The following is an 8372-nucleotide window of genomic DNA, read 5'->3' as shown; positions in this document are numbered from 1 at the left end:
TGCACTGCTCCCCGACCTTGGACCGCCGGAAGCTGGATTTTTCCGGCTGTCTCACGATGACGGGCTGGTGACGCCATCGGGATAATGCATGGCCATCGGGATGTTGTATCCGATCGCGCTGTGAGGTCGGTCTTCGTTGTAGTGTCTACGCCAATCTTCCAGCTTTTCGCGGGCGTCGGCAAGGCTCATGAACCAGTGCGCGTTCAGGCATTCCGCGCGGAGCTTCGAATTGAACGCCTCGATGAACCCGTTGTCGGTCGGTTTTCCCGGTCGCGAGAAGTCCAACGTGACGTCGTTGGCATAGGCCCAGAGGTCGAGGTCACGGGAGATGAACTCGCTGCCATTATCGACCCGAATGGTCTTCGGGTAGCCGATCTTGGCGCAGACCTTCTCCAGTGTTTGCACGACGTCTTCGCCGCGGTAGGCGAAGCGGGCATCAGCCGCTGGACAGAGCCGGGAATGGGTGTCCACCACGGTCAGGATGCGGAGCTTCTTGCCCATGGCGAGTTGGTCGTGAACGAAGTCCATCGCCCAGACATCGTTCGGGCCGACCGCTTCCTGGCGGTCCTCGCGCAGCTTCGCTTTCACCCGGCGTTTCGGGTGCTTGTTCCGCAGCTGAAGCCCCAATTCGTTGTAAATCCTGCGCGTCTTCTTCATGTTGATGATCCAACCTTCTCGCCGAAGCAAGACATGCACACGGCGATAGCCATACCGCACACGCGTCTCGCAGATCTCCCTGATCCGCCTTTCGACGGCAGCCTGATGCGTCCGCCGGGACTTGTAGTGGTAGCTGGACGTGTCAAGGCAGATGGCCCCACAGGCCTTCCGGATCGACACGCCCCAGTCGACGCACATCCCGGTCACGATCTCTCGCAGACGCCCAGGCTTCAGAGCTTTCGGCGGATCACGTCCTGCAACATCTCCCGATCGAGGGTCAGATCGGCGACGATCTTCTTCAGCCGTGTGTTCTCGTCCTCAAGCGCCTTCAGCCGGCGCATCTCGTCTGGCAGCAACCCGCCATATTTCTTCTTCCAATTGAAATAGGTCGCCTGGCTGATCCCCGCCTTGCGACAGATCTCCGCGACCGGCGTTCCCTGCTCCCCCTGCTTCAGGATGAACGCCTTCTGCGCCTCCGTGAACTTCGATGCCTTCATGCGTTTCCGCTCCTCTCCCAGCCAGGAAAGATTAGCCGAAAACTCCAGCTTCAAACGGTCCAGTTTTCAGGGGGCAGAGCATTTGAGATTGGTAGTCTGGGCGGTCTTTCTGGGCAAGCGCGCCGGGCACGGAGCCATGCCAGAAGCGGCGCTTCGGGTTTCTTCGGCGGGGTCCCGTCCAAGCGAGGATCAGGATCGGTCAGGCGGATTTCCGGGAACCGCGTCCCCCTCGGAGGCATGCGCATTCGGGATCCGGCGCAAGTCCTCGTTCTTAGGCGGAAGGGCCTGCACCTTGTATTGCGGCCAGCCGCCCCACGGCTTCGCGTCAAGGCCGCCATGGCGGCGCAGGGCGCGCTTGCGGAATGCGCGCAGCCCGGGATGGGAGAACCACGCTGGAACATCACAGAGGATCTTCACCATGCCGCGGCGCCTCGTGCGCACCAGCACCACCACCTTCAGTGCAGGAAGCTCGGCGAGCTGGTCGCGAGAAAGCAGCGGGGCAGGGCGCCACTCCGCGCCGTTGGTGGCGAAGCCTCGGTCGCCGGAGAACATCTTGCTGCGCACCAGCCGTACCGTTTCGCCCAATTCGTGCGAAACATGCTCCGCCAACTCCTGCTCGCCTCCCGGCTTGGCGTAGATACGGATGTCCGCCGCCGCACTCCACTTGGCATAGGTCCCCGGCCCGTGGAGTTCATCCGCCTGCTTCGGGCTCTGCATACTGTAGACGGGCCTGATCCCCTTCTGACGGTAGAATTGCACCGTGTCGTCGAGGATCTTCGAGCCACCCAAGGCAGCCAGTTCGTCGATCCATAGCATCAGGCCCCTGGCGCGGGTGCGGCCTGCCTGATCCATGTTGAGCGCGATGCGGGGGGCCATGACGCCGATCATCAGCAAGCGCAGAAGCGCGCCCGATCCGGACAGGTCCTGCTGGTTGATCTGGACGACAACGTCGAATTCCGGGTCGTCGAGCAACCAGGCAGGGTCGAAGACCTGTTCGGTTGCCCCGCAGATCAAGGCCGCCTTGGACGGGTCGGCGAGAAAGCTGAGTTCGGGGCTCCAGAAGGCGGCGAGGGAGTTGGCGAACTCTGGATCGGAGAGGCGGGCGGCCAGCGTAGCACACCAGCGGCGATAGGCGGGATGCCCCTCGGTCGTCCAGTCGGCAAGATAGTCGGCCAGCGCCGGGTCGGACAGGCATTCGTAGACCAGCATAAGGCTGGGGACGTGGCCTTGGGACCGTGCGAGGAGGGCGACATTGGCGATGACCGCGGCGACCAGCTCGAAGGCGCAGCGCTTCAAGGTGAGGTGCTCGCCGCGGACCTCGATGATGTAGCCCGCGATGCGCTCCACGTCGCCCGGAAACGTCTCGCCTGCGGGCTCCAGGCGCTCGAGCAGGTTGAAGCCCGCGCTGGCCCTGCCCAGTTCGGGAGCGATGACAAGACAGGTGCGCCCGTTAGCCTCGATCAGCGGCTTGTCTTTGTCGCCGGCGTTTCCCTGCGTCTCGACGAGAAGCCTCGGGCCCTGGCCGCAGATCAGGTTAGCTTGCTGGATCAAGGTCTTGCCGGAGCCGGGTCCGCCCACGATCAGCGCCAAGGTCTCGAAGGGGGCCGCGATGATCGGCCGGGGATCGAGCATCGTGCCTTCCGGGCGCCCTCCAAGCATGATCAGCAGACGGCCGATTAGGACCAAAGGCAGACGCCAAGGCCGGTTTTTCAAGGCAGGCGCCATGCCGACCACGAACTCATCGAGCGCGAGCCGGGGACGGCCGAGAATTGGACGGATCTGGCTGACGAGGTTGCGCCGCAGGCCCAGCAGGCGGCGGGCCGCCCGGTGGGGGGGCACCAAGCGGTTGCGCGCCCTGGCCCGGTCCTCGGGTTGCAGCGGCGGGGCGCCGCCGCCCCAGCGGCGCACGGTGGCATTCATCATCGCCAAGGCCCAGCCGATTACGAAAAGACTGACCAGCGTCAGCAGAATATTGAGCTCGCTGAGTTGGACCGCGAGGCCCTCGGGGTGCAGAATCGGCATTGGGGCATAGCGATCGTGGCCGAAAAAGGCGGCGATGGCACCGACAAGGAGATTGACCAGCGGTCCGAAGAGCCAGAGCCCGAGCGATGCGACATAGTCCGGAACATCCGAGCCAGCGGCGGCAGACCATGCGCGCAACAAGCCATAGAGGCCGCAGGCGGCCATGTAGAGCGCGAGGACGGCGAAGTCGTTGGGTCCGCCGTCCCAGCGGGACAGCACCTGGGCATAGAAGCCCATCGCGATCGCCGGGCCGAGGACCAGCGCTGCAGTGGTCAGCTTTCCTCCGAGTTGCGGGAAGATCTGGTCGAGGTTGAGGAAGACCGCGAGCAGCAGGATGCCGAGAGCGCCCTTGCTGGAAAAGACTCGTCCAAGTCGGCGTAGCGCCCACTTGAAGGGGGCAAGTATAAGCGACATTTTATTTCCGATCCACGAGGTTGGGTTGCGCACTACCCACGACGATGCGCGATTCCATTCTCGCTCCAGCGCGTTCATTATTGAAGCGGCGGTTGGCCTAATTTAATTCGGATCATTTCGGATCTGGGACTCGGATCTCCACCGAAAAAATCCGAACAGGAACTTTTCCGAATTAGTTCCGATTCTATTCCGGCCGAAATTAAGAGACCTTTCCCGGAGCCTTTCTGGATGAGGTCCACATGTCTTACGATCGCAATGACGCCTTCAAGGCCAGCCCGACCGTCGAGGGTGCGGCGCGCAAAGGTATGCGAGACGGCGCGCGCGCGCGCAATCTCGACGCAAGCATCGCGCAACAAGGGACCGACTACATTGACATCGCTCTTGCGGCCTACCGCCGAGAGCGTGCCCGCCGGGCATTGGGTCGGGGGGCGCGGACCGAAGCTGAACAGCCGACACACGTCGGGTCCACCGACTTGCCGGGCAAGATGCCTCGCAAGGCGCGTTCAAGTTCTCGGATGCGCCCGCTTCGTCTGGTCACCGGGGTTTTGGTGATCGCGCTCGCGGCATCTGGAGCCGCGTTGACCTTCGCGCCGGCGACCACGGATAGGCTGGCTACGAACGCGGTGCGCGCCATGAGCGCGCCGGAGGACGCCTTCTCGGAAGGAGAAGCGCTGTGTTCCTCGCTCGTCGAGGTGCGAGACGAAGCGGGTCGGCGGCTTGGCTACCAGACATCGGAATGCGCATCCCGTCGGGGTCTTGCCGTTGCGCCGATCAACTCGGAAGATGCTGTGACCAAGATCGCGTCGGCCATGGAACCGCTCGAAGGTCGGACGCTGGGCCAGTGGACCCTGACAGGCATCGACCTGCGCGGCCCGGCCCGTGCGATGGTGAACGTGCCATCCTATCTCGTCGACCGGATCCTTCGCCCGGTAGGGATGAGTCCGTTCGATGCGCCGGTTCACCTCATTGGTGGTTCACCGCCGCTCGTGAGCGGCCTCGAGATGGTGACCGGGCACACAGAGGGGAGCGGCAAAACCAGCCTGCAAAACATCCCGAAGAAGCTCGGTTCTTACGCGCGCACGGCGATCTTCACCGCTCACAACCTTCCTGACAAGGCGAGTCGCGATCGATTCGTTGCCGAAAGTTTCGCCTGCGTCGCCGGCCAGCGTTACACGGATGCGCGCTTCGGCCCGGCGCTCGGCGGTGAATTCTGCGCCGTACTGCTGGGTCGCGAAAGCCTGGAGGAGCTGACCCTGCCCGAAGCCTGTTTCATCGCTGCCACCGCCCGGAGACCGGCTCTTGCCCCGGGGCGTCGGTTCGACGAGAAGGCGCGGGAGGAGCGGGATAGCCGCCATGCCTACCTCCAGGGGCGTGCTAAAATGTGCCTCGCACGTCTGGCGGAGGCGCGCGGTTACTCGGACGAGACGCTGAACGGCTTCCTCGCCCGCGTCGACGCCATCCGCCCGCTCGAGCCCGCGGCCGGGCGCGGGACTGCCATGCGCGTCGGAAATCTCGGGGGTGCCTTCGCCGGTATCGCGCAGGATAGTGGTGGTGCGGCGCAGGCGGTCACGCTCGCCGCGGCATCGCAGGCCGCTGCGCGTGCACTCGCGGATGAGGTCGAAAAGACGCTCGCGTCTGCCGCCGAAAAAGCCAAACTCTGCTTCGGTGCGACCTGTCCAGCTGATCGGCGCATCGAGGTGCTCCTGGCCTTGGGCGAGATCGGAGACGACGGGGGCTTCCGCGTGCGGGGCCTGTCCGAGTCCCGCCAAGGCCTCTTGTTCGGTCCGGGTCTGCCCTCGGCGCGCCCTTCAGCCGGGTCCACGAACAAGGCGGCCCTTCTGCCGCTTCTGGCGCTGCACGGCATCGAAACCGCTTGCGCGGCACCATTCCGTGGCCTGCAGAACTACGACGGCTTCAAGGGAGCTGCCTGCCGAGAACCGGCGGACGAAGTCGACCTTGAAACGGCGACAGCGGTCTCAGACAATCTCGTCTTCATCGACGCGGCTCGGCGTCTGCCGCCGACGGACATCGTGAGCTATCTCGAGGCTGCGGGCTACGCCGTGTTCTCCGCGGAAGATGAGCGCCTCGACATCGCCGGGATCGTGCTCGGCTATGGCGCAACACCAACGCCAGCCGGGCTGATGCGCGTCGCGGCCTCGATCCAGTCAGGGCGGCCCGTTGGGCCACTGCAGATATCGACTCAGCCGCGCTCGGAACGCCTTTCCGTCGCTGAACTGACGTCACCCGACGCGGTGGCCAAGGCGCGCCGCGACCTTGAAGCACCGCTCCGCCATGCCCACGGCACCGCGCGGCACGCCCCGCCGATCCTCGATCGGGCCGAGTGCACCTCGGGCATCGCGAAGACGGGTACAGTCGACAGCGTCACGCCACCAGACGGTGTTTCGGCCAAGCTCGCCGTAATGGCGGCAACATGCTCCGGTCGGAGCCTGGTCGCGATCGTCCGGATCGCAGGGCCTGACGGTGTTGCCATCCAAGGCGTGAGTTCCCGCCTCACTACCACCATCGCCGCCCGGTTGATCGCCGGGGCGACCGCGCCCTGACACCCACGCCTGCAGAGGAGAGCTTCGCAATGTCGATAGATAACCAGATATACCGGAACCATCCGGGCGCCGACAACAAACGGCTGAAGGCCCGGACCCGTCCCCGCTTTACCTTCCGGAACTTCCTGTTTGTGACCGCGATGGCGACCTCGTGGCTCTCGACCGGTCTCGGTGCCGCCTTCGCTCTGCCTGAGGGCATCCTGCCCCCAGAAGTCGACCTCGCCGGTCGCATCGTGGGCGGTCTGATCTTTTCGGCCGTGATCCAGGCCGGGCTCGGCGCCCTCTGGGGCGCGTTCGGAGGTAGGTTGGCTCAGAGGCGGTTCAGCGACTTTGTCTTCGCGGTAACGCTTCTCCTTCCTGCGCTGTTCTTCAGCAGCGTTTCCGGGAGCCTTTCTTCTGGGTCGCTGGTCTATGCTATCAACTTGGGCATTTTGGAAGATCGCGCCTGGGAGGAGGCCGCAAAGCCGGCGATGGAGGCCGCACGCAGGATGGGCACTGCCTCGGCAGACGTTCGTGCTGCCCTGTCCGCGCTCAGTGCCCACGCAACCACCCAGGCAGAGATCGAGGAGCAGCGAGGCGGCTCCTGCGGAGTTCAGCTCGGGCATAAGTGCGGGCCTGTCTGCGAGTTCCGCAAGCAGCAGGCGCAGAGTGCGCAGGAACTCTCCGAAAAGGCAGACGGCCTGGCTTCCCGCGCCATCCGAATCGAAGCTCGCGCGGCGCGGGCGGACCGCAAGGCCACCGCGGACATCTTCGCGGCCCTTCTTGACCTCAAGCATGACCGCAGCAGCGACGAGCTTCGGCGCTGGTTGCAGACGCAGAAGGACGGCTTCCAGAACGGCTTCACCTACAACAGTCCAAAGTACGGAATGCGCGAGATCTCTTGCACCGACCCCGGCTTCGAGCGGCGGCTCGAGGAAGCCCTCGGCGCGCTGGATGTGGCCTCCACCGTCGAAATCAACCCGATCCTGCCCACAGAGGTGACCCCCGTCAGCGCAGTGCAGACCAACTTGCTGATGATGCTTGAAACGCTCTTCACCTTGCTCGGCGACGATCAAGAAGCGATCCGTGCGCTTACCTCGGATCCGCAGTTTACGGACGCTGCACCGCTGTGGTGCATCGCCGCGTTGCTCGAAGCCGTCTGCGCGCTGCTGGCGGCACAACGCGGCTACGCCTCGGTCGGCCCGAACACGAGGCCGCGGCCGCTGCCGAGCGGCGTTATCCTGCATGACGCGGCGATCGATCCTGCCGAGCGGCGCCAATGCGCGCACCTCCTGCGCATCGTCCGTTCGTACTCGATCCGTTCCGGAAAAACGGACTACTTCGCCGCTCCGGAGAACGGCCCGGACGCTGACGCAGCGATTAACCTGGCCGCGAGGCTTCAGCTGGAGGAGCTGCCCATTGGTCTCGTCGGCCAGAGTCCCGAGGAGGCCCTCGTCGAGCCGAGCGTGCTGCGCCGACTTTCGCAGAACGGTGGCGATTCCTGGCGCCTGTGCCGTGACCGGAAGGGCAAGCTCCGGGCCCTCGAACGTGCCTTGGCCGAACGCGTCGGCTTCGCAACGGTCGAGGAGCCAACGCCGGGGTTTGCCAACGCGTCGCCAACCGGGCAAGCTTATGGCGAACTGGAGCAGGCCTTCAACCTGTTCAACCGCAGCCTGTTCGAGGGACGTCTGCCGCCCTGCATGATCACCTTCACCCGGTGCAAGGGGGCCTTGGGCTACTTTCATGGAAACCGATGGGCCTCGTCCAGCGGAACCGTCGCCGACGAGATCGCCATGAATCCGCACCACTTCGAGAACCGATCGCAGAAGGACATTCTCTCGACGCTTGTCCATGAAATGGTGCATCTTGAGCAGCACCACTTTGGGTCGCCCTCGCAGAACGGCGATCACAATCGGCAGTGGGCCGACTGGATGCTGCGCGTGGGACTGGTGCCATCGCACACCGGCAAGCCGGGGGGAAATCAAACAGGGCTCAGCATGACCCACTACATCGTGCCTGACGGGCCCTTCGACCGCGTCGCCTCCCAACTTCTCGCTGACGGCTTCCGCATTACCTACGCTGATCGCATCGTCGAGGCGGATGCGACCGCTCCCGAGACCCACCCGCTCGGCACCGCCCGCACGTAAACGCTGCCGAGCCCGCACCCGGCCGCGCCGATCTCCGGCGCGGCCGTCGCTTGCAGTAATCGCGGCGCCCGACCGGCGACCCTGCGTGTCCCTGC

General features: G+C 64.8%; 4 protein-coding genes. 2 read left to right on the top strand and 2 right to left on the bottom strand.

Annotated features, from left to right (window positions below):
- Window positions 1-51: 51 nt before the first annotated feature.
- Both DKT77_RS17835 and DKT77_RS17830 read right to left on the bottom strand, forming a co-directional pair.
- Window positions 52-1154 (bottom strand): IS3 family transposase gene (locus DKT77_RS17835; protein ID WP_109810157.1). Its coding sequence is split into 2 segments (ribosomal slippage): window positions 52-893 and window positions 893-1154, totalling 1104 coding nucleotides; the frame shifts between segments, so codons are not numbered across the junction.
- Between the two features lie 189 nt (window positions 1155-1343).
- On the bottom strand, window positions 1344-3590 hold the full coding sequence (locus DKT77_RS17830) for a type IV secretory system conjugative DNA transfer family protein (protein ID WP_109813023.1): 2247 nt from the start codon (window positions 3588-3590) through the stop codon (window positions 1344-1346).
- Between the two features lie 239 nt (window positions 3591-3829).
- Here DKT77_RS17830 and DKT77_RS17825 point away from each other — a divergent pair, with 239 nt between their 5' ends.
- Together DKT77_RS17825 and DKT77_RS17820 are read left to right on the top strand one after the other, a co-directional pair.
- On the top strand, window positions 3830-6151 hold the full coding sequence (locus DKT77_RS17825; protein WP_109813022.1) for a serine hydrolase family protein: 2322 nt from the start codon (window positions 3830-3832) through the stop codon (window positions 6149-6151).
- Between the two features lie 29 nt (window positions 6152-6180).
- Window positions 6181-8277: a SprT-like domain-containing protein gene (locus tag DKT77_RS17820; protein ID WP_109813021.1), complete on the top strand. Its 2097-nt coding sequence runs from the start codon at window positions 6181-6183 to the stop codon at window positions 8275-8277.
- The last annotated feature ends 95 nt before the right edge of the window (window positions 8278-8372 follow it).

This window comes from Meridianimarinicoccus roseus, from assembly GCF_003172915.1.
GTDB lineage: Bacteria > Pseudomonadota > Alphaproteobacteria > Rhodobacterales > Rhodobacteraceae > Meridianimarinicoccus > Meridianimarinicoccus roseus.
This window is presented reverse-complemented; position numbering and strand designations above follow the sequence as displayed.

What these genes read in the sequence shown, in the direction of transcription:
- DKT77_RS17820 (WP_109813021.1), top strand. Translation starts at nt 6,181, where the DNA reads ATGTCGATAGATAACCAGATATACCGGAACCATCCGGGCGCCGACAAC.
- DKT77_RS17825 (WP_109813022.1), top strand. Translation starts at nt 3,830, where the DNA reads ATGTCTTACGATCGCAATGACGCCTTCAAGGCCAGCCCGACCGTCGAG.
- DKT77_RS17830 (WP_109813023.1), bottom strand. Translation starts at nt 3,590, where the DNA reads ATGTCGCTTATACTTGCCCCCTTCAAGTGGGCGCTACGCCGACTTGGA.